Below are 23,178 nucleotides of genomic sequence, written 5' to 3' on the forward strand. Positions count from 1 at the left end.
ATGACGAACCTTCTTTCCATCATCACCTTCCTGCCCATCGTGGCGGCGGGCATCATGGCCCTGTTCCTGCGCGGTCAGGACGAGGCAGCGGCGAAGAACGCGAAATGGCTGGCGCTGCTGGCCACCTCGGCCACGTTCCTGATTTCGCTGTTCGTGCTGTTCGGCTTTGATCCGGCCAATACCGGCTTCCAGTTCGTCGAGGATCACGCATGGATCATGGGTCTGCGCTACAAGATGGGCGTGGACGGCATCTCGATCCTGTTCGTCATGCTGACGACCTTCATGATGCCGATCACCATCCTGTCGTGCTGGACGGTCGACACCAAGGTCAAGGAATACATGATCGCCTTCCTCGTGCTGGAAGGTCTGATGATCGGCGTGTTCACCGCGCTGGATCTGGTGCTGTTCTACCTGTTCTTTGAAGCAGGGCTGATCCCGATGTTCCTGATCATCGGCATCTGGGGCGGCAAGGACCGCATCTACGCGTCCTTCAAGTTCTTCCTGTATACCTTCCTTGGCTCGGTGCTGATGCTGGTGGCCATGATCGCGATGTATCGTATCTCGGGCACCACCGACATTCCGACGCTTCTGACCTTCGATTTCCCGTCCGAGACCTATCGCCTGCTGGGCGTCACGGTGCTGGGCGGCACGCAGATGCTGATGTTCCTGGCGTTCTTTGCCAGCTTCGCGGTCAAGATGCCGATGTGGCCCGTTCACACCTGGCTGCCCGATGCGCACGTTCAGGCCCCGACCGCAGGGTCGGTGCTGCTGGCGGCGGTGCTTCTGAAGATGGGCGGCTATGGCTTCCTGCGCTTCAGCCTGCCGATGTTCCCGGTCGCGTCCGAGATCATGCAGCCCGTCATCTTCTGGATGTCGGCCATCGCCATCGTCTATACCTCGCTGGTGGCGCTGGTGCAGTCCGACATCAAGAAGGTCATCGCCTATTCCTCGGTCGCGCATATGGGCTATGTGACCATGGGCATCTTCACCGCCAATCAGGTCGGCGTCGATGGCGCGATCTTCCAGATGCTGTCGCATGGCTTCATCTCGGGCGCGCTGTTTCTGTGCGTCGGCGTGATCTATGACCGGATGCACACCCGCGAAATCAGCGCCTATGGCGGTCTGGTGAACCGGATGCCGGCCTATGCCACCGTATTCATGTTCTTCACCATGGCCAATGTCGGGCTGCCCGGCACCTCGGGCTTTGTCGGCGAGTTTCTGACCCTGATGGGCGTGTTCCGCGAAAACACCTGGGTTGCGCTGGTGGCGACGACGGGGGTGATCTTCTCGGCCGCCTATGCGCTGTGGCTGTATCGCCGCGTCACCTTTGGTGAACTGGTCAAGGAAAGCCTGAAGTCGATCACCGACATGACCCCGCGCGAGCGCTGGATCTTCGTGCCGCTGGTGGCGATGACGCTGATCCTTGGCGTCTATCCGCGCCTTGCCACGGATGTGACCGGACCTGCGGTCGCCAATCTGCTTGAACACTACAACCAAAGCCAGCCGGTGGTGGAAACCGCCGCTGCCTCGGCCAGCCACTAGGGGGCGGATATGACATCGCTCGATTTCTCGACCATTCTTCCCGAGGCGCTGCTGGCCGCCTATGCGCTGGCCGCACTGATGGCCGGTGCCTATCTGGGCAAGGACAATCTGGCCAAGACGCTGCTTTGGGCCACGGTCATTGCCTTTCTGGTCATCGCCGCGATGGTGGGACTGGGCGGGCGTGCCGATCATGTCGCCTTCTATGGCATGTTCATTGATGACGCATTCTCGCGCTTTGCCAAGGTGGTGATGCTGATCGCCGCCGCTGCCGTTCTGGCGATGAGCGCGGATTACCTGCAGCGTCGCGGCATGTTGCGCTTTGAATTCCCGATCATCGTCGCATTGTCGGTCATCGGCATGATGCTGATGGTGTCGGCGGGCGATCTGCTGACGCTGTATATGGGGCTTGAGCTGCAATCGCTGGCGCTTTACGTCGTCGCCGCGATGCGCCGTGATTCCGCCCGCTCGTCCGAGGCGGGGCTGAAATACTTCGTGCTTGGCTCGCTGTCGTCGGGTCTGCTGCTTTACGGCGCCTCGCTGGTCTATGGCTTTGCAGGGACCACGACCTTCTCGGGGATCATCTCGACCATGCAGGGCGATCAGCTGTCGCTGGGCGTGCTGTTCGGTCTGGTCTTCATGCTGGTCGGTCTGTCCTTCAAGGTTTCGGCCGTGCCGTTCCACATGTGGACGCCCGATGTCTATGAAGGCTCGCCCACGCCGGTCACCGCCTTCTTTGCCACCGCGCCGAAACTGGCGGCGATGGCGCTGATCGCGCGGCTGGTCTTTGACGCCTTCGGCAATGTCATCGCGGATTGGAGCCAGATCATCGCGGCGCTGGCCGTCATGTCGATGTTTCTTGGCTCGATCGCCGGGATCGGCCAGACCAATATCAAGCGGCTGATGGCCTATTCCTCGATCGCGCATATGGGCTTTGCGCTGGTCGGTCTGGCGGCGGGCACGCAGCTTGGCGTGCAGAACATGCTGATCTACATGACCATCTACACGATCATGAATGTCGGCACCTTCGCCTTCATCCTGTCGCTGGAGCGCGACGGCGTGCCGGTCACCGATCTGGCCTCGCTGAACCGCTTTGCATGGGCGGAACCGACCAAGGCGCTGGCCATGCTGGTGCTGATGTTCAGCCTTGCGGGCGTGCCGCCGATGCTGGGCTTCTTTGCCAAGTTCGGTGTGCTGAATGCCGCCGTCGATGCGGGCATGGGCTGGCTGGCGGTGGCGGGCGTTCTGGCCTCGGTCATCGGCGCGTTCTATTACCTGCGCATCGTCTTTTACATGTATTTCGGGGCCGAGGGCGAAGGCGTCACCTCGCGCATGGGTCCGGTGCAGTATCTGGGGCTGATGGTGCCTGCAGCGGCCATGCTGATCGGTGCGATCACCATGTTCGGCGTGGATGCCGCCGCAGGCCGCGCGGCCGAGACGCTGGTGGGGCCGACCGTCATGGCCGATCCTGTCCCAGCCGATCCTGTCGCAGCCGATCCGCAACAACCCGTTGAGTGATCGCTGGCCAGACGGCGTGGGGCGGCATGTGCTGCCCCGCACCGACAGCACCAATGCCGAGGCGATCCGGCTGGCCGCGCATCTAAGCGGGCCGGCATGGGTCATGGCGCATGAGCAGTCCTCGGGCCGGGGGCGGCGGGGGCGCGAATGGATCATGCCCAAGGGCAATTTCGCAGGCACGCTGCTGCTGCGGCCCAAGGCGGGGGTGGCACAGGCCGCGCAACTGTCCTTTGTCGCCGCGCTGGCGCTGCATGACGTGCTGGGCGCGGTGTGCGGACCGGCGGCGCGTCTTGCGATCAAATGGCCCAATGACGTGCTGCTGAATGGCGGCAAGGTCGCGGGCATCCTGCTGGAAAGCGCGGGCTCGGGCAGCCAGATCGGCGCGGTCTGCGTGGGCATCGGCGTCAATCTGGCCGCAGCGCCCGCCGCCGCGCAGGTCGAACAGCGCGCCGCAAGCCCGGTCTCGGTCCTGTCCGAGACCGGCTTTCAGGTCGCCCCCGAAGAGTTTCTGGACCTGCTGGCCCCGGCCTTCGCGGGCTGGCAGGCGCAGCTTGAGACCTATGGCTTTGCGCCGATCCGCAACGCTTGGCTCGCCCGCGCGGCGCGGCTGGGCGAAACCATCACCGCCCGCACCAGCAATGCCGAGGCGCAAGGCATCTTCGAGGGCATCGACGAGACCGGCGCGCTGATCCTTAAAACCCCGGCGGGGCGGCAGGTGCTGCCTGCGGCCGATGTCTTTTTCTGAAGGCTGATCCATGCTGCTTTGCATCGACACCGGCAATACCAACACCGTGTTTTCCGTCTGGGACGGCAGCAGGTTTCTGGCGATGTGGCGGATCTCGACCGATCACCGGCGCACGGCGGATGAATATTTCGTCTGGTTGTCGACACTGATGTCGGTGCAGAAATTCGAGCTGGCGATCACCGATTGCATCATCAGCGCCACCGCGCCGCGCGTGGTCTTTAACCTGCGCGTGCTGTGCAACCGCTATTTCGACACGCGCCCACTGGTGGTCGGCAAGCCCGACTGTCTGCTGCCCGTGCCGCCGCGCGTCGATCAGGGCACGGTCGTCGGCCCCGACCGTCTGGTGAACACCGTGGGCGCCTTCGACCGCCACGGCCCGGATCTGATCGTGGTCGATTTCGGCACCGCGACCACCTTCGATGTGGTCGATACCGATGGCGCCTATGTGGGCGGCGTGATCTCTCCGGGCGTGAACCTGTCGCTGGAGGCGCTGCACATGGGCGCGGCCAGCCTGCCGCATGTCGATGTCACGAAGCCCGCAACCGTCATTGGCACCAATACGGTCGCCTGCATCCAGTCAGGCATTTTCTGGGGCTATATCGGCCTTGTGCAGGGCATCGTCGACAAGATCCGGCAAGAACGTGCCCGTCCGATGAAGGTCATCGCAACGGGTGGTCTTGCGCCTTTGTTCGATCAGGGCTTTGATCTGTTCGACGCGATCGAGGACGATTTGACCATGCACGGGCTGCGCCTGATCCACGATTACAACAAGGAGATGGCACATGGCTGAACGCCTTATCTATCTGCCGCTGGGCGGCGCAGGCGAAATCGGCATGAATGCCTATGTCTATGGCTATGGAGAGCCGGGGCGCGAACGGCTGATCGTCGTCGATCTGGGCGTGACCTTCGGCGATATGGACAGCGCGCCGGGCATCGACCTGATCATGGCCGATGTCGCATGGCTTGAAGCCAATCGCGACCGGATCGAGGCGATCTTCATCACCCACGGTCACGAAGACCATGTCGGCGCGCTGGGGCTGCTTTGGCCCAAGATCCAGAAGCCGATCCATTGCCGCCGCTTCACCGGCGCGCTGGCGCGGCTGAAGATGGAGGAGATGGGCCAGCCCTCGGAACATATCCACATCCACGCGCCGCGCCCGGATGTGATCGAAGTCGGGCCGTTCAGCGTGCAATTCGTGCCGATCAGCCACTCGATCCCCGAAAGCTCGGCGCTGATCATCGACAGCCCGGCGGGCCGCATCGTGCATACCGGCGATTTCAAGCTGGACGGCACGCCCGTCGTGGGCGAGGCCTTCGACCCGGTGATGTGGCACGAGATCGCCCATGAAGGGCAGGGGATCAAGGTGCTGACCTGCGATTCCACCAATGTCTTCGTCAAGCATCCGGGCCGTTCGGAAGCCGTGCTGGCCGATCCGCTGCGCGAATTCATCGCAGCCCAGAACCAGATGGTCGTCGCCACCACATTTGCCAGCAATATCGCCCGGCTGCGCACGCTGGCCGACGCCGCCATCGCCTCGGGGCGCAAGATCTGCCTTCTGGGCCGCGCCATGCGCCGCATGGTCACCGTCGGCATCGAAACCGGCATCCTGACGAACTTCCCCCCGGTCATCAGCCCCGAGGACGCCGCCGAAATGCCGCGCGACAAGGTGATGCTGATCGTCACCGGCAGTCAGGGCGAACGCCGCGCCGCCAGCGCGCAACTGTCGCGCGGCCGCTATCTGGGCATCCAGCTGAAAGAGGGCGACAGCTTCCTGTTTTCCTCGCGCACCATCCCCGGCAATGAACGCGGGGTGATCCGCATCCAGAATTCGCTGTCGGAACTGGGCGTGGATCTGTTCGATGCCGATGACGGGCTTTACCACGTCTCGGGCCATGCCAACCGCCCGGATATCGAGGCGGTGCATGATCTGCTGAAGCCCGGCATGGTGATCCCGATGCATGGCGAACACATGCACCTGCGCGAACATGCCAAGCTGGCCAGCGCCAAGGGCGTGCCCTCGGCCATCGCCACCAACGGCACGATGCTGGACCTGACCGGCGACACGCCGCGCGTCGTCGATCAGATCGACACGGGGCGGCTGTATCTGGACGGCACGGTGCTGATCGGCGCGATGGACGGCGTGGTGCGCGACCGGATCCGCATGGCGCTGAACGGTCATGCGCTGGTCACGGTGATCGTGGACGAAGACGACCGCCCGGTCCCCGATGCCTGGGTGGAACTCAGCGGCCTGCCCGAACGCGGGCGGGCAGGCGTGCCGCTGGCCGACAATATCGAAGGCGAGCTGGCCGAATTCCTGGACCGTGCCGACGACCGCACGGTGATGAACGACGACCGGCTGGAAGAGGCGATCCGCAAGATCACCCGTCAGGTCTCGATGGAGGAAATCGGCAAGAAGCCCGAGGTGACGGTCATCATCTCGCGTCTTGCTGCGGAATGACTTGACGCGGGCCGTGTCGCACGGCATGGCCCGCGCATGAGCGAATTCGACCCAAATCCTCCGCGCCGCAATTTCTACGGCCGCCGTCATGGCAAGACCCTGCGCCAAAGCCAGAAAGGCTATCTGTCCGAGGATCTGGGCAGCCTGCGTCCGCGTGGCATCACCGTGCAGGACAACCCCGACCGCAGCCCGGTCGATCCCGCCACGATCTTCGGCGATGACCGCCCGATCTGGCTGGAGGTGGGCTTCGGCGGCGGCGAACACATGGTCCACATGGCCGCGACCCATCGCGACATCGGCATCATCGGCTGCGAGCCGTTCATCAATGGCGTGGCCATGCTGTTGGGCAAGATCCGCGCGGCGGGCGTGGAAAATGTCAGCGTGCATCCCGGCGATGCCCGCGACCTGATGGATGTGTTTCCCGCGGCCAGCATCGACAAGGCGTTCCTGAACTATCCCGATCCGTGGCCCAAGGCGCGCCATCACCGCCGCCGTTTCGTCACGCCCGAACATCTGATCCCGCTGGCGCGGATCATGAAGCCGGGCGCGGAATTCCGCGTGGCCTCGGACATTCCCGACTATATCCGCCAGACGCTTGAGGAAGTGCCGCCCGCCGGGTTCGATCTGGTCTATGAAGGCCCGGACGCGCCCCAGGACTGGCTGTCCACGCGCTATGAACAAAAGGCCCTGCGCGAAGGCCGCGTGCCGCATTACGTCAGCTTCCGCAGGCAAGGCTGATTGCAAGCCCCGGCTGTGATCGCTATCACATGCGCGACCAGCCAAGGGGGCCCTGCATGTCACATTCCGCCGAACTGCTTCCGATGATCGCCCATCCCTCGGGCCCGCTCAGCGGCACGGCGCAGGTGCCGGGCGACAAGTCGATCAGCCACCGCGCGCTGATCCTTGGCGCGCTGTCGGTGGGCGAAACGCATATCACCGGCCTTCTGGAAGGGCAGGACGTGCTGGACACCGCCAAGGCGATGCAGGCCTTCGGCGCGCAGGTCGAACGTCTGGGGATCGGCGAATGGAAGGTCAACGGTGTCGGCGTCGGCGGCTTTGCCGAACCCGAGGGCGTGATCGACTGCGGCAATTCCGGCACCGGCGTGCGCCTGATCATGGGGGCGATGGCCACCACGCCGATCACCGCCACCTTCACCGGCGATGCCAGCCTGTCGCGCCGACCCATGGGCCGCGTCACCGACCCGCTGCAGCTTTTCGGCTGCGAGGTCACCTCGCGCGAGGGCAAGCGCCTGCCGGTCACCATCAAGGGCGCGACCGATGCCGTGCCGGTGCGCTACCAGACCCCGGTGGCCAGCGCCCAGATCAAATCCGCCGTGCTGCTGGCCGGGCTGAACGCGCCGGGCGAAACCGTGGTCATCGAAACGGAACCGACCCGCGACCATACCGAACGCATGCTGGCAGGCTTTGGCGCCACCATCACCACGCAGATCACCGATCAGGGCCGCGTCATCACGCTGCAGGGCCGCCCCGAGCTGAAACCGCAACCCGTGGCCGTGCCGCGCGATCCCTCCAGCGCGGCCTTCCCGGTGGCGGCGGCGCTGATCGTGCCCGGCTCGGACATCCGCGTGCCCGGCGTCAGCCGCAACCCGACGCGGGACGGGCTTTATATCACGCTGCTGGAAATGGGCGCTGACATCACCTTCGACAATGAACGGGACGAGGGCGGCGAACCCGTGGCCGATCTGATCGTCCGCCACGGCCCGCTGAAGGGCGTGACGACCCCGCATGACCGCGCGGCCAGCATGATCGACGAATTCCCCATCCTGTCGGTCATCGCCTGCTTCGCTACCGGCCCGACCGTCATGCAGGGCGTCAAGGAGTTGCGCGTCAAGGAAAGCGACCGCATCGCCGCCATGGTCGACGGGCTGCGCGCCAATGGCGCCTCGGTCGAAGATACCGAGGACACGATGACCGTCCACGGCACAGGCAGCCTGCCGGGCGGCGGCATGGCGGTCACGCATCTGGACCACCGCATCGCCATGTCCTTCCTTGTCGCGGGGCTTGCGGCGCAGCAGCCGGTTCGCGTGGATGACGGCGGCCCGATCGCCACCTCCTTCCCGGACTTCCTGCCGCTGATGCGCGATCTGGGCGCCCGGATCGACTGAAATCCCGGCTTCTCTGTTCCTTAAATACTCAAAAACGGGCGTCCGTCACCGGGCGCCCCTTTCGCATCTCTCGCACCAGCCGGATTGGCCGGATCAGCCGTAATGGCCGACCGGCGTACCTGCCACCGCGCTCATGTTCAAAAGCCCGCGCGTGGTGATCGAGGGCGTGACGATATGCGCCCGGTTGCCCATGCCCATCAGCAGCGGCCCGACCTCCAGCCCGTTCGCCTTCAGCTTCAGCGCGTTCCGCACGCCCGAGGCCGCGTCGGTGCCGCCAAAGATCAGCACGTTTGCCGCGCCTTCCAGCCGGGAATGCGGCATCAAACGCTCGCGCACCTCGGGATCCAGCGCGGCGTCGACATGCATCTCGCCGTCGAACATGAAATCCACGTCGCGCGCATGCAGGATATCCAGCGCCGCGCGCATCTTGCGGCCCGATGCGGTGTCCAGATTGCCGAATTGCGAATGGCTGCACAGCGCGATCTTCGGCACGACGCCAAAGCGGCGGACATGGCGCGCAGCACCGATGGCGGCGACCGCGATCTGTTCCGGGCTGGGATCGTGATTGACCTGCGTATCCGCGATGAACAGCGGCCCGTCCTCAAGGATCATCAGCGACAGGGCGCCCATCGGCTCCAGCCCGTTCCGGCCCAGCACCTGCTGGATATAGTTCAGGTGCCAGCTATATTGCCCGAAGGTGCCACAGATCAGGCTGTCGGCTTCGTTGCGATGCACCATGACCGCGCCGATGGCGGTGGTATTGGTGCGCATGATGGCGCGCGCCACTTCGGGCGTGACGCCGCGACGGGCCATCAACTCGTGATAGGTGCCCCAATAGTCGCGATAGCGCGGGTCGTTTTCCGGGTTCACGATCTCGAAATCGCGGCCGGGGCGGATCGGCAGGCCGGCGCGTTCGGCGCGCATCTCGATGACCTCGGGGCGGCCGATCAGGATCGGCGTGTCGGTCATTTCCTCCAGCATGGCATTGGCCGCGCGCAGCACCCGCTCATCCTCGCCCTCGGCAAAGACGATGCGGCGGCGCGCGGTCGCTGCGGCCTCGAAGACCGGGCGCATGATCAGCGCCGAACGGAAGACCGAGCCGTCCAGATTGCGCTTATAGGCGTTGATGTCCTCAAGCGGCCTTGTCGCCACGCCGGTTTCCATCGCGGCCTTGGCCACGGCGCTGGAGACGACGCCGATCAGCCGCGGATCGAAGGGCTTGGGGATCAGATATTCCGCGCCGAAGGTCAGCTTTTCGCCGCGATAGGCCATGGCGGCCTCGGCGCTGGTGGTGGCACGCGCCAGCGCAGCGATGCCCTCGATGCAGGCCAGCTGCATCTCGTCGTTGATCGTCGTCGCCCCGACATCTAGCGCGCCCCGGAAGATGAAGGGGAAGCACAGCACGTTGTTGACCTGGTTCGGATAATCCGAGCGTCCGGTCGCGATGATGGCGTTCGGCGCAACGGTGCGCACGTCTTCGGGCAAGATCTCGGGCGTGGGGTTGGCCAGCGCAAAGATGATCGGGCGGTCGGCCATGCGGCTGACCATCTCGGTCGTCAGCACGCCGGGGCCGGACAGGCCCAGAAACATGTCTGCGCCGTCGATCACATCTGCCAGCGTGCGCTTGTCCGAGTCCTGCGCGAATTCGGCCTTTTGCGGGGTCATCTGATCCTCGCGGCCTTGATAGACCAGACCGGCGATGTCGCACAGCCAGACGTTTTCCCGCTTCACGCCCAGTTTCAGCAGCATGTTCAGACAGGCGATGCCCGCCGCGCCGCCGCCGGTCGAGACGACCTTGATATCCTCGAATTTCTTCTGCGCGATCAGCAGGGCGTTGGTCGCAGCCGCGCCCACGACGATGGCGGTGCCGTGCTGGTCGTCGTGAAAGACCGGGATGTTCATCCGCTCGCGGCAGATCTTTTCGACGATGAAGCAGTCGGGGGCCTTGATGTCTTCCAGGTTGATCGCACCGAAGCTGGGTTCCAGCGCGCAGACGATCTCGGCCAGCTTTTCTGGGTCGGGCTGGTCCAGTTCAATGTCGAAACAGTCGATATTGGCGAATTTCTTGAACAGAACCGCCTTGCCCTCCATCACCGGCTTCGAGGCCAGCGCGCCGATATTGCCCAGACCCAGCACGGCCGTGCCGTTCGACACCACGGCGACAAGGTTCCCGCGCGAGGTATAGCGCGCCGCCGTCGCCGGATCGGCCTTGATCTCCAGACAGGCTTCCGCCACGCCGGGGGAATAGGCGCGGGACAGGTCGCGTCCATTGGCAAGCGGTTTGGTGGCCCGCACCTCCAGTTTGCCGGGGCGGGGAAACTCGTGATAATCCAGTGCCGCCTGCCGCGCGGTGTCCTGCCTGCGTTCTTCCATCTGGCCGCCTCCTCAAAATATGGTTCAGCGTTAAACTAAATTTCAACGGGGGAACAGGGGTCCTGTTCACGCCCTTCTACTTGCATCGCCCTTGGGCCGGGCGCAATGATGCACAGATGAATGACGGCTGTGCAAAGGGCGCGGGAATGGAACTTCTGGATGTGGCACGCAAGGTGCGGGACAATGCCTATGTGCCCTATTCGCGCTTCAAGGTCGGGGCTGCGGTGCGCGGCGCGTCGGGCGCGGTCTATCACGGCTGCAATGTCGAAAACGTGGCCTATCCCGAAGGCACCTGCGCCGAGGCCGGGGCCATCGCCCTGATGGTCGCCAGCGGCGAGACGCGCCTGACCGAGGTTGCGGTCATTGCAGACAGCCCGCAACCCGTCCCGCCCTGCGGCGGCTGCCGTCAGAAGCTGGCCGAGTTCGGCGATGCCGACACGCTGGTCCTGCTGGCCACGACCAGCGGCAAGGTGCTGCACACCACGATCGGGGAACTGCTGCCGGGCCGGTTCGACGCCTCGCATATGTCGGAGGTCGGATGATTCAGGATCCTCGTCCCGTCATCGCCGCCCTGCGCGACGGTCGCGGGCTGGACGGGGAGGGGGCGGCGCTGATCGCCCGGGGGCTGGCCGAGGGCTGGGTCAGCGACGCGCAGGCCGGGGCCTTTGCCATGGCGGTTCTGACGCGCGGGCTGGACGAAACCGGGCGCGTTGCGCTGACCCGCGCCATGCGGGATTCGGGCCGCGTGCTGCGCTGGGATCTGCCGGGGCCGGTGCTGGACAAGCATTCAACGGGCGGCATCGGCGATACGGTCAGTCTGGTGCTGGCGCCGGTGCTGGCGGCCTGCGGGGCCTATGTGCCGATGATCTCGGGGCGGGGGCTGGGCCATACCGGCGGCACGCTGGACAAGCTGGAGGCGATCCCCGGTCTGCGCTGCGATCTGGACGAGGCGGGCTTTCGCCGCGTGGTGCAGGACGTGGGCTGCGCCATCGTCGCGGCGGGGCCGGATCTGGCCCCGGCGGATGCGCGGCTTTACGCGATCCGCGATGAGACGGCGACAGTCGGCTCGGTCGATCTGATCACGGCCTCGATCCTGTCGAAGAAGCTGGCGGCCGGGCTGGACGGTCTGGTGCTGGATGTCAAACAGGGCAGCGGCGCATTTCTGGGCAGTCGCGATGCGGCCCAGCATCTGGCCCGCGCGCTGGTTGATTGCGCCAATGCCGCAGGTTGCCCGACCCGCGCCTTTGTCACCGACATGGACCAGCCGCTGGCCCCCGCCGCCGGAAACGCGGTCGAACTGCACGAGGCGATTGCCGTGCTGCGTGGCGGGCGCGGGGCGTTGCGCGACCTGACGCTGGCGCTGTGCGACGCCTGCCTTGCGCTGGGGGGGCTGAGCGGGGCTGTGCAGGCGCTGGACAGCGGTGCCGCAGCCGAGGTCTTTGCCCGCATGGTCAGGGCGCAGGGCGGTCCTGCCGATCTGATCCAGCGTCCGGACCGGCATTTGCCGCCCGCGCCGGTCATCCTGCCAATCCCGGCGCAGGGGCGGGTTGCGGCCATCGATACGCAGGCGCTTGGCCATGCTGTCGTCGCGCTGGGGGGCGGGCGGCTGCACAAGGGCGACCGCATCGACCCGCGCGTGGGCCTTGCAAGCCTGCTGCGGATCGGCGATGAGGCCGGTCCCGACCGTCCTTTGGGCATGGTCCATGCCGCAAGCGAAGGTCAGGCCATGGCCGCCATCGCCACCGTGCAGGCCGCCTATCTGATGGGGGATGGTCCCGCGCCGGGGCCGCTGATCCTGTCCAAGGTGTTGCCTGCATGACCCAGAACCGCGCTTTCCTGATCGTCATGGACTCGGTCGGTATCGGCGGCGCGCCGGATGCCGCGCAGTTTTTCAACGGCACGCTGCCCGACAGCGGCGCCAATACGCTGGGCCATATCGCGCAGGCGCGCGCGCTGCACATGCCCCATCTGGACGCGCTGGGGCTGGGTGCGGCATTGCAGCTTGCCAGCGGGGCGCGGGCGCCGGGTCTGGGCGCCACGCCGCAAGGGATCTGGGGCGCCGCGACCGAGGTGTCGCCGGGCAAGGACACGCCCTCGGGGCATTGGGAAATTGCGGGCGTGCCGGTGCCGTGGGACTGGCATTATTTCCCCGACACCCGCCCCAGCTTTCCGCCCGATCTGTCGGCCCGTATCGCGCAGGCGGCGGGCACAGAGGGCATTCTTGGCAACGAACATGCGTCCGGGACCGAGATCATCGCGCGGCTGGGCGCGCAGCATCTGCGGACCGGCTGGCCGATCTGCTATAGCTCGGCCGACAGCGTGCTGCAGATTGCCGCGCATGAGGACAGCTTCGGGCTGCAGCGGCTGTATCGCCTGTGTCAGGACGTGGCGGCCATGGTGCATCCGATGCGCGTGGGCCGCGTCATCGCCCGCCCCTTTACCGGCGCCGAGGGCGGCTTTTCCCGCACCGGGAACCGGCGTGACTTTGCCATCGCGCCGCCGGGTCAGACGATCCTTGACGCGGCGCAGGCGGCGGGGCGGCAAACCTACGCGGTGGGCAAGATTGGCGACATCTTCTCGCATCGCGGCATTGCCCAGCTGCACAAGGGCAGCGATGCCGTCCTGGCCGATCATCTGATCCGGCTGGCGGATCAGGCCGCGCCGGGCAGCCTGACATTCGCCAATTTCGTCGAATTCGACAGCCTTTACGGCCATCGCCGCGATGTCGAGGGCTATGCTGCCGCGCTGGAATGGTTCGACGCTGTCGCGGGGCAGGTGCTGGCGCGGCTGCGGCCCGGCGATCTGGCGATCTTCACCGCCGATCACGGCAATGATCCGACATGGCCCGGCACCGACCACACCCGCGAACGCGTGCCCGTGCTGGGCTGGGGCTATGGCGCGCGGGCCATCGGGCAGGTGGGGTTTGCCGATATCGCGGCCTCGGTCGCAGCACATCTGGGCCTGCCGCCCGTCGGACCGGGAAAGGCGTTTCTGTGAAAAAGATCGAGTTGCACCTGCATCTGGAAGGCGCGGCCCCTGCGGCGCTGATCCGCAGCTTTGCTGCCGAAAAGCATCAGGACCTGCACGGCATGTTCGATGATCGCGGGCAATATGCCTTTCGCGATTTCAAGAACTTCCTGCGGGTTTATGAGGCCGCGACCGCGATGATCCAGGGGCCGCGCGACTATGCCCGCCTGCTGGAGGTGGTGCTGGCGGAATGCGCTGAACAGGGCGCGATCTATGCCGAGCTGTTCGTGTCGCCCGAGTTCTGCGGCGGTGCCGATCTGGCCGCATGGCGCGACCATCTGGGCGCGATGCAAGAGGTCGCGGCAACTGCCCGCGCGCAGGGCATCGACAGCCGCGCGATCCTGACCTGCATCCGTCATTTCGGCCCCGACCGCGCACGCAAGACGGCGATCTGTGCGGCGGAAACCAGCGGCGGCTGGGTGGCGGGCTTTGGCATGGGCGGGGCGGAAGATGCGGGCGAGGCCAGCGATTTCGCGTGGTCCTTTGACTGCGCGCGCGAGGCGGGGCTGGGTCTGACGGTTCATGCCGGTGAATGGCGCGGCCCGGACAGCATCCGCGACGCGCTGTCGCTGGGCGTCAGTCGCATCGGCCACGGCATCCGCGCCATCGAAGACGCGCAATTGCTGCGCGATCTGGCCGAACGCCAGATCACGCTGGAGGTCTGCCCCGGCTCGAACGTGGCGCTGGGGCTGACCGACTGGCGCAGCCATCCCATTGCGCGGCTGGCGGATGCGGGGCTGCGCGTCACCGTCTCGACCGATGATCCGCCGTTCTTCCGGACCTCGCTCTCGCAGGAATACCGCATGCTGGCCGACCATTTCGGCTGGGCCGAGGCCGAGTTCCTGCAAATGAATCAATGGGCTGCCGAGGCAGCTTTCTGCGACGACGCCACCCGAACACGACTGCTAAAGGACCTGTCATGACCCAGCATCTGACCATCGTCGACCACCCGCTGGTGCAGCACAAGCTGACCATCATGCGCAACAAGAACACCTCGACCGCAGGGTTTCGCCGGCTGCTGCGCGAGATCAGCCTGCTTCTGGCCTATGAGGTCACGCGCGAGCTTGAGATGACGACCACGACCATCGAAACGCCGTTGCAGACCATGCAGGCCCCGACGCTTGAGGGCAAGAAGCTGGCGCTGATCTCGATCCTGCGGGCCGGGAATGGTCTGATGGACGGCATTCTTGAGATGATCCCGGGCGCGCGTGTGGGCTTTGTCGGCATGTATCGCGATCCCGAAACGCTGCAACCCGTACAGTATTACTGCAAGGTTCCCAATGAGTTGGACGCGCGCATGACCATCGTTGTCGATCCGATGCTGGCCACCGGCAATTCCTCGGTCGCGGCGATCGATCTGTTGAAGAAGCAGGGCGCGAGGAACCTGCGTTTCCTGTGCCTGCTGGCCTCGCCCGAAGGGGTGGCGCGGATGCTCGAGGCGCATCCGGATGTGCCGATCGTCACGGCCTCGGTTGATGAGCGGCTGGACGATCACGGCTATATCGTGCCCGGTCTGGGCGATGCGGGCGACCGCATGTTCGGCACGAAATAAGGCCGGCGTTAACCGCCTGTTCAGCGCATTTGCCGTATCACATCCGCATTGGGTGTGATTCGGGACTGCTGCGATGGGTCGGTGCGTGCTTTGGGTGATCTTGTTGCTGCTGCCGCTGTCGGCGGTGGCTGCGCCTGCGGAAATGCCGCCCGATGACTATGCCGCACGGCAATATATCGACAGCCGGGGCTGCGTGTTTCTGCGCGACGATGACGGGCGCTGGCAGGCGCGGCTGGCGCGCGATGGCACTGAAATCTGCGGCTATCCCCCGACCCAGACGATCCGCGGGCTGGAAGGCCGCCCGCGGCTTTCCGTGTTGGATCCGAATGCGGGCAAGACCCATTCGCAACTGATCGAAGAGGCGCTGACCCGCACCGTGGTCACGCAATTGCAGCCGGGCGAGCTGAGCTCGGATCCGCGCCCGCTTGAGAAACTGCCCGATATGGGCCCTGAACCGGCATCCGAGGCTCCGTTGGAGGCGCTGCGGGCTACGGTGAAGGCCGCCAGCGCGGTGCGGCAGGGGATGGGCCGCGATCTGAAACCAAACCAGCGGCTGTGCGAATTGCTGGGCTATGACGGCAGCCCCGTGCCCGCCACGACCATCGGCAGCGACCCGACCAAGGGCTATTGTGGCACCTTGCCGGATATGGATCTGTCGCGGCTGAGCTTTGCCCGTCCGGCGGCCAACCGCAGCGTCGAAGATCCCGGCCCGCCAGCGGCGAAAGCAGAGACCGCGACCGTCGGCCCGGCGCGCCGCACAGCCGCGCCGCCTGCGGCTGCCGCGCCCGCTGCGCCTGTCGCGCGTGCCCAGACGCCGAAACCCAAATCCGCGCCTGCCCCGGTGGTCCCATCGGTGGGAATGATCCCGCCCGGCGCGCGCTATGTGCAGATCGGCACCTATGCCAATGCGGGCAATGCCGACCGCGCCGCCGAACGTGCGCGGCGCCTGGGCTATCCGGTCCTGCGCGGACGGGACCGGGCGCGCGGGGCCGAGGTGCAGATCATCATGGCAGGCCCCTTCGACAGCCGCGAGGCGATCGTGCGTGCCCTGGACGGGTTGCGGCGCGGCGGTTTCCGCGACGCCTATCCGCGTTAGCCCGCCTCTCTCAGACCCGTTACTGGTCGCAGATTTCCTGAAGCGCGGCCCAGTCGCGCACGCTCAGCACCGGCTGCGGCTCGGCGGTGCGATAGGGGTCGGCCTCGATCAGGCCAAGCGTCGCCTCGCCCGTGGGATCAAGCGAGCGGGCAAAAGGCTCGCTTGAGATGCGGGCACGGGTGAAATAGCCCAGCAGCGCCTCGTCATCGGGGCGCGGGATGGGCTGGGCCAGCAGCGCCTCGCCATAGCCGGTCAGCGCCGAGGCGGGAAGGTTGCCTTTGGTCAGCAGATGAAAGGTCGCGCGCGGCCCGGCATAGCGCAAGGCTTGCAGCAGCGGATCGTCGGCGACCGCCGCCGCTTGCGCGGACAGGATATGACCCGCCGCGACCTCGGGCGTGGCCTGACCCTCGACCAGATCCTCGCCGATGACGGTCAGCGGGCCGGGCAGACGCAGCGCGCCGCGCAGGGTTGTGGGCAAGACGGCAATCTGCGCATCGGGGCCGATCAGGCGATGCGCCAGCTTCAGGCGCACCATATCCCCCGCCGGGCGCGAACAGGCGCCGCCGGTGCTGCGCTCGATCTCGGACAGGATCATCCGGCCGATCTCGGCCCGCTGCGCCGGTGGGGCAATGTCTGCGGCGTGGCGCACAAGGGCCGATGGCACCCATGTCACGCCCAAAACGACCATACCAAGCGCGGCAACCAGCATCAGCCCCCGCCGCAGCTTGCCCGAGCCGGGGCGGTGCTTTTCGATGACGTGATGCACTTTCTCGATGGCCGAGATCATCAGATCGTCCTCGATCTCCAGCACCTCGGTATCGTCAAGACCGGGGGCATAGATCGCGGGCATCTGGCCGGGGTTCAGCCGCGTGACGGCTGGCAATGACCAATGCGCCACCGGCATGTCCGTGCGGGGATCGGTCAGCACCAGCGTCGCATCGCCAAAGGACACGACGACATCGCGCGGCTTTGCGGCCTTGGTTTCACGCCAGACGCCGCCCGCCTCAAGGCGCTGATATTGGCGCAGTGCCGTCATCGGGCACCTGAGGGCGGCGGGCGCGGCGATCCTGTCATCTGCTTCTTTCCGTAACCGCAAACACCTGAAACCGCATCGTTTCTAGCGGGTCTTGCGGCGCAGGAAAGGCCGAAAACGCGATTGGTGGCAGATTGGGGGGCCGCAGGGTGCGATATCAAGCCATTGGCTACGGTTCGCGCGATGGCATCACGATCAGACGGCGCAGCGGCAAAGCCGGATTGCAATGCCCCCGCGCCGCAGCGAAACGCCCGCCCTGCCTGACCAGCCCGGCGGCCCGGCCTTGCGGGGTCACGCCTTGAGGGGTCAGATGGCGGGCGGGACCGTGGCAATCTCCGTCTCAGACGCTTTCGGGCACCGACAGGCCACGGTCGCGAGCCAGTTCCCGGATGCGGTTTTGCAACTTCTCGAAGGCGCGGACCTCGATCTGGCGGATCCGCTCACGCGAGACTTCATAGCGGGTGGACAGATCCTCCAGCGTCATCGGCTCGTCGCGCAGGCGACGCTCCATCAGGATGTCCTTTTCGCGGTCGTTCAGCACATCCATTGCCGACAGCAGCATCTGGCGCCGGGTAGACAGCTCATCGGCCTCGGCAAAGGCTTCGGCCTGATTTGCGTCCTGATCCTCCAGCCAGTCCTGCCATTGCGCCGTCGATTCCCCGTCACCCGAGCCGACCGTCGCATTCAGCGAGGCATCGCCCCCCGACATGCGCCGGTTCATGTCGATGACTTCCTGTTCCGACACGTTCAGATCCGTGGCGATCTGGCGCACGTTTTCCGGGCGCAGGTCGCCTTCCTCCAGCGCGCCCAGCTTGGATTTCGCCTTGCGCAGGTTGAAAAACAGCTTCTTCTGCGCCGAGGTCGTGCCCATCTTCACCAGCGACCACGACCGCAGGATATATTCCTGAATCGAGGCGCGGATCCACCACATCGCATAGGTCGCCAGCCGGAAACCCTTTTCCGGATCGAACCGCTTCACCGCCTGCATCAGACCGACATTGGCTTCCGAAATCACCTCGGCCTGCGGCAGGCCATAGCCGCGATAGCCCATGGCAATCTTGGCGGCCAGACGCAGGTGGCTGGTGACCAAACGCTGGGCCGCCTGCGGGTCTTCGTGATCGACCCACGCCTTGGCCAGCATGTATTCCTCCTCAGGTTCCAGCAGCGGGAACTTGCGGATTTCCTGAAGATAACGGTTCAGCCCCTGTTCGGGGCTGGGTGCCGGAAGGTTGGTGTAATTGGCCATGCGTTCAATCCTTGCCCGCAATTCTGCGGGTAAATGGGAACGCCATCATTGCGCACCCGGTTCCCTGTCGGAAGGCCCGTCGGGCCCGCCCTGCAATCGTGCCAGAAGCTCTGCCATATCCGCGGGCAGGGGGCTGGCGAAAGTCAGCGTCTGGCCGCTGACCGGATGTACGAAGCCCAGTTCGGCTGCATGCAGCGCCTGACGCGGAAAGGCCATGATCGCCGCCGCCGCCTCTGCACCCAGCGCCTTTGCCGAGGGTCGCCTTGCCCCACCATAAACCGGGTCGCCCACCAGACCCAGCCCGGCATGGGCCATATGCACGCGGATTTGATGCGTGCGCCCGGTTTCCAGCCGACATTCGACCAGCATGGCCGAGGCGGGCGAGCCAAATGCCTGAACCAGCCGCGCGCGCGTCACCGCGTGCCGGCCGCGGTCGAAGCTGACGGCCTGCCGCTGACGGTCGCTGGGGTGGCGGCCCAGCATGGTGGTGATGCGCAGGACGCTGCCCGGCTCGAAGGCCAGACCGGGCAGGCCGCGCAGCCGCGCATCGGCGGGGTCGATCATGCCATGCGCAATTGCCAGATAGCGACGATGCGCGCTGTGATCGGCGAATTGCGCCGCCAGCCCCTGATGCGCGCGGTCGGTCTTGGCCACGACCAGCAGCCCCGAGGTTTCCTTGTCGATCCGGTGGACGATCCCCGGACGCGCCGCGCCGCCGATGCCCGACAGGCTGTCGGCGCAGTGATGCAGCAGCGCATTGACCAGCGTGCCCGAAGGCGCGCCGGGCGCGGGATGCACCACCATGCCCGCAGGCTTGTCGATCACGATCAGGTCGTCATCTTCATAGACCACGTTCAGCGCAATGGCCTCGGGCTGGGCGTCCAGCGGCGCGGGCTCGCCGATGTCGATGGCGTATTCGCCCGGCTCGGCGCGGGACTTGCCGTCGGTGACGGTGCCGCGCGGGCCAAGAACCGCGCCCTCGGCGATCAGCTTGGCAAGGCGTGAACGCGACAGCGCCGCTTCCTCTGGCGCGAGGGCGGCAAGCGTCTTATCAAGCCGGTCGGAATGTCCTTCGGGGACGTGGATAAGGATTTCGGGCATGTCACGGGATGATAGGGCGGAAGCGGGCGCGGTGGAAGCGCTGCCGATGCTGCGCTGGTTGCGTCTTCTGGTCACGTCGCTTGCCGCGGTGATGGGGCTGGGCATCATCGCCATCGTGGCGCTGCTGTGGCTGCGCCTGTCCGAGGCGCCCCTGCCGCAACTGCCCGAAGGCTTCGTCCTGCCCGAAGGGGCCACCCCCGCCGCCCTGACCTTTGCCCGCGACTGGATCGTCGTGGTGACCGAAGGCGGCGAGGTGCTGGTCTTTGACCGGCAGGGCAGATTGCGTCAGACGGTCACGCCTTAGTCTTCAGCGCCTCGATCTCGGCGCGCAACTCGGCGCTTTCGGCGCGGGCCTTGATCGCCATTTCGCGCACGGCCTCGAATTCTTCACGGGTGACGAAATCACGCTCGGCCAGCCAGCGGTCGATCCAGCTGTTGAAGGCGGTCTGCGCCTCATCCTTGGCACCTTGGGCCACGCCCACGGCATTCGTCATCAATTTCGAGAGATCGTCGAAGAAACGGTTATTTGCGGTCATGGCGGGCCTTTCGATTTGGCGTGGCCCTCTATATGGCCCCTGACGTGGCGCGGTTCAATCGGGCGCTCGCATGTTGACACCCCCTGACGCGCGGGACAGCCTCGCGCCCGCCAGAGAAGGACACCCATGATCCCGTTCCCCGATATTTCGCCGGATATCTTTACCGTCCATCTGTTCGGCCTGTCGCTGTCGCTGCGCTGGTATGCGCTGGCCTATCTGGCCGGGCTGCTGATCGGCTGGCGGATCATGGTCATGCTGATGCGCCGCCCCGCCCTGTGGGGCGACCGCGCGCCCATGCGCCCCGAACAGCCCGAGGAATTGCTGACATGGATCATCCTTGGCGTCGTTCTGGGCGGACGGCTGGGCTTCGTGCTGTTCTATGAACCGGCCTATTATCTGGCGAACCCGTCGCAGATCCTGCAGGTCTGGAACGGCGGCATGTCGTTTCACGGCGGGTTTCTGGGCGTGGTCATCGTCAGTTGGCTGTATTGCCGCGCGCATGGCATTCCCGCGCTGCGCATGGCCGACGCGCTGGGGGTGGCGACGCCGATCGGGCTGGGGCTGGGGCGGCTGGCCAATTTCATCAATGCCGAGCTGTGGGGCCGTCCGACCGATCTGCCATGGGGCGTGATCTTTCCCGGCGAGGCCGCGCAGACCTGCCCCGGCATCGTCGCGGGCCTTTGCGCGCGCCATCCCAGCCAGCTTTATGAAGCCGTGCTGGAGGGGCTGGTGCTGGCCTTGGTCCTGTTCGTCATGGTGCGCCGCGGTGCGCTGCGCCGTCCCGGCCTGTGTCTGGGCGTGTTCGTCGCGGGCTATGGCGTGTCGCGCTTTATCGTCGAATTCTTCCGTCAGGCGGATGCGCAATTCATCACGCCCGACAATCCGCTGGGCCATGTGCTGGGCAGTGCGGTCTGGGGCCTCAGCATGGGGCAATTGCTGTCGCTGCCCATGGTGCTGATCGGTCTGGCCTTCATTCTGCGGGCACGCGCGCGGCCAGCGGTTGCCGCATGACGCCTTTGGGCCGCATTATCGCGGCGCGGATCGCCATGACCGGGCCGATGGGGCTGGACGACTATATGCAGCTTTGCCTGCTGCATCCTGACCATGGCTATTACGCCACCCGCGATCCGTTCGGCATGCGCGGCGATTTCACCACCGCGCCCGAAATCAGCCAGATGTTCGGAGAGATGCTGGGGCTGGCCTTGGCGCAGGCATGGCTGGATCAGGGCCAGCCCACGCCCTTCACGCTGGCCGAGATCGGGCCGGGGCGCGGCACGCTGATGGCCGATATCCTGCGCACGATCCGCGTGGTTCCGGGCATGGCGCAGGCGGCGCAGGTCACGCTGATCGAGGTCTCGGCGCATCTGCGCGGCGTGCAGCGTGACAGGCTGGGCGATGTGCGGCATCTGGACGATGTATCGCAATTGCCCGATCAGCCGCTGTTTCTGGTGGCGAATGAATTCTTCGACGCCTTGCCGATCCGGCAGGTGCAGCGCGTCGCAGGCGGCTGGTCGCACCGGCTGGTGGCCTTGCAGGGCGACGGGCTGGGCTTTGCGCTGGGGCCGGTGACATCGGGACCGGACGCGCCCATGGATGAAATCCGCGAGACCTGCCCGCAGGCCGGGCCGATCATGGCGCGCATCGCCGGGCTGATTGCCGCGCGGGGCGGCTGCGCCATCGTCCTCGACTATGGCAACTGGGCCGGTTTCGGCGATACGTTTCAGGCGCTGCGCCAGCACCGCCCCGAAAGCCCCTTTGCCCATCCGGGCGAGGCCGATCTGACCGCGCATGTCGATTTTCAGCCCTTGGCGCAGGCGGCGCGGCGGGCGGGCGCGCAGGTCTCGCGCATGGAAACGCAGGGCGACTGGCTGCTGCGTCTGGGCATTCAGGCCCGTGCGCAACGTCTGGCCGCTGCCGGAGACGGTGGCGCGATGGCCGCGCTTCGCCGCTTGACCGCGCCTGCTGAAATGGGCCAGCTATTCAAAACCATCGCCATCTGGGGCCGCGATGCGCCGGTCCCGCCCGGCTTCGAGGTGTGGGAGCCTAATGCACACGACGCTTGAGATTGTGACCCATCCGCTGCTGCAACCCATCCGGCACGGCTTTTTCACCCGGCGGGGCGGCGCGTCCTCGGGGCTGTTTTCCGGGCTGAATTGCGGCTTCGGCTCCAGCGATCAGGCCGAGATCGTGGCCATCAACCGCAGCCGCGTCGCGACGGCCATGGGCGTCGGCCCGACGCAGCTTGCGACGGTGCATCAGGTGCATTCCGCTGAAATCGCTGTGCTGCGCAAGGACGATCAGGCGGCGGATGTCGCGGATCTGCGGGCGGACGGGCTGGTCACCGACCGTCCCGGCATCGCGCTGGCGGTGCTGACCGCCGATTGCCAGCCGATCCTGCTGGCCGATCCGCAGGCGGGCGTCATCGGCGCGGTCCATGCCGGTTGGCGCGGCGCGCTGTCGGGCGTGATCGAGGCGGCGGTGGGTGCGATGAACGATCTGGGCGCGACCCATATCCGCGCGGTGATCGGCCCGACGATCAGCCAGCGCGCCTATGAGGTCGGCGAGGAGTTCATGGACGAATTTCTGGCCGAAGACCCAGATCTGCAGCGCTTCTTTTCCGGCGGTCCCAACGGTAAGCCGATGTTCGATCTGCCGGGCTTCGGGCTGATGCGGCTGCGCGATGCCGGGGTCGAGGCGGAATGGACCGGCCATTGCACCTATTCCGATCCCGAGCGGTTCTATTCCTATCGCCGCACCACGCATCAGAAACAGGCCGATTACGGACGGCTGATTTCAGCGATCGCGCTGTGATGCGCCGGTTGTGACC

The 23,178-nt window shown here is 66.0% G+C and carries 22 protein-coding genes; 17 read left to right on the forward strand and 5 right to left on the reverse strand.

The features are described 5' to 3' along the window. The 7 genes from GL284_RS08750 to aroA are packed head-to-tail and all read left to right on the forward strand — an operon-like array spanning position 1 to position 8,387. On the forward strand, positions 1 to 1,542 hold the full coding sequence (locus GL284_RS08750) for an NADH-quinone oxidoreductase subunit M (protein ID WP_155044228.1): 1,542 nt from the start codon (positions 1 to 3) through the stop codon (positions 1,540 to 1,542). 9 nt (positions 1,543 to 1,551) lie between these two features. Then, positions 1,552 to 3,057, forward strand: a complete 1,506-nt coding sequence (gene nuoN, locus GL284_RS08755; protein WP_155044229.1) for an NADH-quinone oxidoreductase subunit NuoN — start codon at positions 1,552 to 1,554, stop codon at positions 3,055 to 3,057. Continuing rightward, positions 3,050 to 3,802, forward strand: coding sequence for a biotin--[acetyl-CoA-carboxylase] ligase (locus GL284_RS08760; RefSeq protein ID WP_196216754.1), 753 nt, complete (start codon positions 3,050 to 3,052; stop codon positions 3,800 to 3,802). The genes nuoN and GL284_RS08760 overlap by 8 nt, the downstream gene beginning before the upstream one ends. A gap of 10 nt (positions 3,803 to 3,812) precedes the next feature. After that, entirely contained in the window at positions 3,813 to 4,592 is a 780-nt protein-coding gene (locus GL284_RS08765; protein WP_155044231.1) for a type III pantothenate kinase, read from the forward strand. Then, positions 4,585 to 6,261, forward strand: a complete 1,677-nt coding sequence (locus tag GL284_RS08770) for a ribonuclease J (RefSeq protein ID WP_155044232.1) — start codon at positions 4,585 to 4,587, stop codon at positions 6,259 to 6,261. The genes GL284_RS08765 and GL284_RS08770 overlap by 8 nt, the downstream gene beginning before the upstream one ends. A gap of 36 nt (positions 6,262 to 6,297) precedes the next feature. Next, positions 6,298 to 6,999: a tRNA (guanine(46)-N(7))-methyltransferase TrmB gene (gene trmB / locus GL284_RS08775; protein ID WP_155044233.1), complete on the forward strand. Its 702-nt coding sequence runs from the start codon at positions 6,298 to 6,300 to the stop codon at positions 6,997 to 6,999. 56 nt (positions 7,000 to 7,055) lie between these two features. Next, on the forward strand, positions 7,056 to 8,387 hold the full coding sequence (aroA, locus tag GL284_RS08780) for a 3-phosphoshikimate 1-carboxyvinyltransferase (RefSeq protein WP_155044234.1): 1,332 nt from the start codon (positions 7,056 to 7,058) through the stop codon (positions 8,385 to 8,387). A 93-nt stretch (positions 8,388 to 8,480) separates the two neighbouring features. Here aroA and GL284_RS08785 read toward each other — a convergent pair whose 3' ends face one another. Continuing rightward, complete coding sequence (locus tag GL284_RS08785; protein WP_155044235.1) at positions 8,481 to 10,760, reverse strand: NADP-dependent malic enzyme; 2,280 nt, start codon at positions 10,758 to 10,760, stop codon at positions 8,481 to 8,483. 146 nt (positions 10,761 to 10,906) lie between these two features. On the opposite strand from GL284_RS08785, the gene GL284_RS08790 reads away from it, so the two are divergent. From GL284_RS08790 to GL284_RS08815, 6 genes are all read left to right on the forward strand, one after another. Next, positions 10,907 to 11,302, forward strand: a complete 396-nt coding sequence (locus GL284_RS08790) for a cytidine deaminase (protein WP_155044236.1) — start codon at positions 10,907 to 10,909, stop codon at positions 11,300 to 11,302. Next, positions 11,299 to 12,579 carry a thymidine phosphorylase gene (locus tag GL284_RS08795; protein WP_155044237.1) on the forward strand — a complete coding sequence of 427 codons (1,281 nt, stop codon included), beginning with the start codon at positions 11,299 to 11,301 and terminating at the stop codon, positions 12,577 to 12,579. Before GL284_RS08790 ends, GL284_RS08795 begins: the two co-directional genes overlap by 4 nt. Beyond that, entirely contained in the window at positions 12,576 to 13,757 is a 1,182-nt protein-coding gene (locus GL284_RS08800; RefSeq protein WP_155044238.1) for a phosphopentomutase, read from the forward strand. The genes GL284_RS08795 and GL284_RS08800 overlap by 4 nt, the downstream gene beginning before the upstream one ends. Next, positions 13,754 to 14,710 (forward strand): adenosine deaminase, encoded by a 957-nt coding sequence (locus GL284_RS08805; RefSeq protein ID WP_341870338.1) that lies wholly within the window; start codon positions 13,754 to 13,756, stop codon positions 14,708 to 14,710. Before GL284_RS08800 ends, GL284_RS08805 begins: the two co-directional genes overlap by 4 nt. Beyond that, a complete protein-coding gene (gene upp / locus GL284_RS08810) occupies positions 14,707 to 15,339 on the forward strand; it encodes a uracil phosphoribosyltransferase (RefSeq protein WP_155044239.1) in 633 nt (210 codons plus the stop codon). The genes GL284_RS08805 and upp overlap by 4 nt, the downstream gene beginning before the upstream one ends. An 85-nt stretch (positions 15,340 to 15,424) precedes the next feature. After that, positions 15,425 to 16,435 (forward strand): SPOR domain-containing protein, encoded by a 1,011-nt coding sequence (locus tag GL284_RS08815; RefSeq protein ID WP_341870337.1) that lies wholly within the window; start codon positions 15,425 to 15,427, stop codon positions 16,433 to 16,435. A gap of 19 nt (positions 16,436 to 16,454) precedes the next feature. Here the strand turns inward: GL284_RS08815 and GL284_RS08820 are convergent, their stop codons facing one another. From GL284_RS08820 to GL284_RS08830, 3 genes are all read right to left on the reverse strand, one after another. Further along, on the reverse strand, positions 16,455 to 17,471 hold the full coding sequence (locus tag GL284_RS08820; RefSeq protein WP_155044241.1) for a Rossmann-fold NAD(P)-binding domain-containing protein: 1,017 nt from the start codon (positions 17,469 to 17,471) through the stop codon (positions 16,455 to 16,457). A gap of 337 nt (positions 17,472 to 17,808) precedes the next feature. Next, entirely contained in the window at positions 17,809 to 18,714 is a 906-nt protein-coding gene (rpoH, locus tag GL284_RS08825) for an RNA polymerase sigma factor RpoH (RefSeq protein ID WP_155044242.1), read from the reverse strand. Between the two features lie 45 nt (positions 18,715 to 18,759). Continuing rightward, the gene (locus tag GL284_RS08830; RefSeq protein ID WP_155044243.1) at positions 18,760 to 19,815 is read right to left on the reverse strand and encodes an RluA family pseudouridine synthase; all 1,056 of its coding nucleotides are present in this window, start codon (positions 19,813 to 19,815) and stop codon (positions 18,760 to 18,762) included. Between GL284_RS08830 and GL284_RS08835 the strand changes: the two genes are divergently transcribed. Beyond that, the gene (locus tag GL284_RS08835) at positions 19,814 to 20,119 is read left to right on the forward strand and encodes a DUF6476 family protein (RefSeq protein ID WP_230383006.1); all 306 of its coding nucleotides are present in this window, start codon (positions 19,814 to 19,816) and stop codon (positions 20,117 to 20,119) included. The genes GL284_RS08830 and GL284_RS08835 overlap by 2 nt on opposite strands. Here the strand turns inward: GL284_RS08835 and GL284_RS08840 are convergent. Beyond that, entirely contained in the window at positions 20,109 to 20,351 is a 243-nt protein-coding gene (locus GL284_RS08840) for an accessory factor UbiK family protein (protein WP_155044244.1), read from the reverse strand. The genes GL284_RS08835 and GL284_RS08840 overlap by 11 nt on opposite strands. 126 nt (positions 20,352 to 20,477) lie before the next feature. On the opposite strand from GL284_RS08840, the gene lgt reads away from it, so the two are divergent. Genes lgt through pgeF form a run of 3 tightly spaced genes read left to right on the forward strand, consistent with a single transcriptional unit; the run spans position 20,478 to position 23,162 of the window. Continuing rightward, on the forward strand, positions 20,478 to 21,362 hold the full coding sequence (gene lgt / locus GL284_RS08845) for a prolipoprotein diacylglyceryl transferase (protein WP_155044245.1): 885 nt from the start codon (positions 20,478 to 20,480) through the stop codon (positions 21,360 to 21,362). Beyond that, complete coding sequence (locus GL284_RS08850; protein WP_155044246.1) at positions 21,359 to 22,414, forward strand: class I SAM-dependent methyltransferase; 1,056 nt, start codon at positions 21,359 to 21,361, stop codon at positions 22,412 to 22,414. Before lgt ends, GL284_RS08850 begins: the two co-directional genes overlap by 4 nt. Next, positions 22,398 to 23,162: a peptidoglycan editing factor PgeF gene (pgeF, locus tag GL284_RS08855; protein ID WP_155044247.1), complete on the forward strand. Its 765-nt coding sequence runs from the start codon at positions 22,398 to 22,400 to the stop codon at positions 23,160 to 23,162. The genes GL284_RS08850 and pgeF overlap by 17 nt, the downstream gene beginning before the upstream one ends. Positions 23,163 to 23,178 lie beyond the last annotated feature (16 nt).

The sequence above is a fragment of the Paracoccus shanxieyensis genome, from assembly GCF_009711265.1.
In the GTDB taxonomy this organism is placed as follows: Bacteria; Pseudomonadota; Alphaproteobacteria; order Rhodobacterales; family Rhodobacteraceae; genus Paracoccus; species Paracoccus shanxieyensis.